This window comes from Pseudomonas sp. NFACC37-1 (assembly GCF_900101575.1).
Classification (GTDB): domain Bacteria; phylum Pseudomonadota; class Gammaproteobacteria; order Pseudomonadales; family Pseudomonadaceae; genus Aquipseudomonas; species Aquipseudomonas fluorescens_AA.
Genome location: NZ_FMUZ01000086.1, coordinates 1 through 2,234 on the forward strand (window position 1 = coordinate 1; position 2,234 = coordinate 2,234).

Genomic DNA, 2,234 nt, shown 5'->3' on the forward strand with positions numbered 1-2,234 from the left:
GTGACCTACCGTCCGCTGTCGCTGGCGGACCTGGAACAGGACGCCAGCAGCCCCATCGGCGAGCCGATTGCCGACCTGTCGTGGTACCTGCTGGATGGCGACCTCAACCCCGTGCCGAAAGGCTGCATCGGTGAGCTGTACGTCGGTCGCGCCGGCCTGGCCCGGGGTTACCTGAAGCGTGGCGACCTCACCGCGTTGCGCTTCATCCCCGATCCGTTCGGTGAAAGCGGCGCACGCTTGTACCGCACCGGCGACCTGGCGCAGTACCGCAGCGATGGCGTGATCGAGTACGTCGGCCGCATCGACCATCAAGTGAAAATCCGTGGGTTCCGCATTGAGTTGGGCGAAATCGAAGCGCGCCTGAACGCCCTGGCGTCGGTGCGCGAAGCACTGGTACTGGCCCAGGAAGGGCCGAGCGGCCAGCAACTGGTGGGCTATGTAATCCCGGCAGATCCCCGCGAGGAGCAAGCCGGTTTGCGTGACCGGATCAAGACCCAGCTCAAGGCCGACCTGCCGGACTACATGGTGCCGACGCACCTGCTGTTCCTCGAGCAGTGGCCGCTGACCGCCAACGGCAAGCTCGACCGCAAGGCCTTGCCGAGCGCCGACGCCAGCCAGGTCCAGCAGGATTACGTGGCACCGCAAAGTGAACTGGAACAACAGATCGCGGTGATCTGGCAGGACGTGCTCAAGGTGGAGCGGGTAGGGCTTAGCGATAACTTCTTCGAGCTGGGCGGCCATTCGCTGCTGGCGACACAGATGGTCTCGCGCATTCGCCAGGCCCTCGGCCTGAACCTGCAACTGCGCCAGCTGTTCGAGAACGCCAGCCTTGAGGCCTGTGTGGCCGCTCTGGTGGACAGCGACGTGGCGCGGCCGGCGAGCATCCCGCGTCTTTCCCGGGACCCGGCGCAACGGCCACTGTCCTACGCTCAGCAACGTCAGTGGTTCCTCTGGCAGATGGAGCCCCACAGCGCGGCGTACCACATTCCGACGGCGCTGCGGATTCAGGGCGCCCTGGACCTGCAGGCCTTGCAACAGAGTTTCGCCGCCCTGGTGCAGCGCCATGAGAGCCTGCGCACCACCTTCGTCCAGGTCGATGAGCAAGCGTTCCAAGTCATTCACGGGCAGATGAACCCGGTGGTGATTCCGCAGATTCTCGACGGCGGCAATGAACAGATCCAGGCCTTTGTCCGCCAGCAGATCGCCCAGCCATTCGACCTGCAAAACGGCCCGCTGCTGCGGGTCGGCCTGCTGCGGGTGGCGGCCGACGAGCATGTGCTGGTGCTGACCCAGCACCACATCGTCTCCGATGGCTGGTCGATGCAATTGCTGGTGCAGGAACTGATCCAGGGTTATGCCGCGTACAGCCAGGGTGAGTCCCCGGCATTGGCCGAGCTGCCGATCCAGTATGCCGATTACGCGGTGTGGCAGCGTCAGTGGATGGACGCCGGCGAACGGCAACGGCAACTGGCGTACTGGACCGATGTGCTGGGGGGCGAGCAGCCGTTGCTGGCGCTGCCCACCGACCGGCCGCGCCCGACCCGGCAGAGCTTTGCCGGTGCACGCCTGGCTATCGACCTGCCCCAGGCCCTGGGCCAACAGCTGCGACAACTGGCCCAGCGCGAAGGCAGCACGTTGTTCATGGTCTTGCTGGCGTCGTTCCAGGCCTTGCTGCATCGCTACAGCGGCCAGTCGGACATTCGTGTCGGCGTGCCCATCGCCAACCGCAACCGGGTGGAAACCGAAGGGCTGATCGGCTTTTTCGTCAACACCCAGGTGCTCAAGGCCGAGGTCGATCCGCAGCAGCGCTTCAGTGCGTTGCTGGCGCAGGTCAAACAGGCGGCCATCGGCGCCGAGGCCCATCAGGACCTGCCGTTCGAGCAACTGGTCGAGGCGCTGCGGCCTGAGCGAAACTTGAGCCACAGCCCGTTGTTCCAGGTGCTGTACAACCACCAGAGCGTTGCTCGCCAGGCATTGCCGGCGTTGCCCGGGCTGGTCATCAAGGCCCAGGACTGGGAAAGCCAGACCGCCCAGTTCGACCTGACCCTCGACACCCTGGAAGCCGAGGGTGAACTCGGTGCGGCGCTGACCTATGCCACTGACTTGTTCGACGCCAGTACTGTGCAACGCCTGGCCGATCACTGGCTGAACCTGCTGCACGGCATCGTCGCCGATCCGCGCCAGCGCATCGGTGAACTGCCGCTGCTGACGGCCGCCGAGCAACAGCAACACAT

General features: G+C 65.3%; 1 protein-coding gene. It reads left to right on the forward strand.

What is annotated here, in order from left to right; translation table 11 throughout:
- A partial coding sequence (locus BLP82_RS29965) for a condensation domain-containing protein (protein ID WP_139198027.1) occupies window positions 1-2,234 on the forward strand: 2,234 nt, incomplete at both ends.